The following is a 530-nucleotide window of genomic DNA, read 5'->3' on the forward strand; positions in this document are numbered from 1 at the left end:
GTCTCCGGCCTGCTCGAGGAGGAGCCCACCGTGGTGGAGGCCGCCGAGCCCACGCCGCTGCCCGGGGCCGACGCTCCGGGGACGGGCGTGGCGTCCGGGCGGGTGGAGTTCCGGGACGCGGTGTTCAGCTACGGACCGGACCGGGTGGTGCTGCCGGAGTTCGACCTCGTGATCCCGGCCGGGCAGACCGTGGCCGTGGTGGGCCAGACGGGTGCGGGCAAGTCGACGCTGGCCAAGCTCATCGCCCGGTTCTACGACGTCTCTGCCGGCTCGCTGACGCTGGACGGGGTGGAGCTGCGCGAGCTCAGCCAGGCGGATCTGCGGCGCAACGTGGTGATGGTGACCCAGGAGGCGTTCCTGTTCTCCGGGTCGATCGCGGAGAACATCGCCCTCGGCCGGCCCGACGCCACCGAGGCCGAGATCCAGGCGGCCGCCCGGGCGGTGGGGGCGCACGACTTCATCCTGGGGCTGCCCGAGGGCTACGCGACCGACGTCGCCAAGCGCGGCGGGCGGCTGAGCGCGGGACAGCG

At 74.2% G+C, this 530-nt stretch carries 1 protein-coding gene; it reads left to right on the forward strand.

Annotation, left to right across the window (positions count from 1 at the left end; translation table 11 throughout):
* On the forward strand, positions 1-530 hold a 530-nt coding region (locus tag ACFWJO_RS39000), incomplete at both ends, for an ATP-binding cassette domain-containing protein (protein ID WP_386872958.1).

This window comes from Streptomyces sp. NPDC127092 (assembly GCF_042722475.1).
GTDB lineage: Bacteria > Actinomycetota > Actinomycetes > Streptomycetales > Streptomycetaceae > Streptomyces.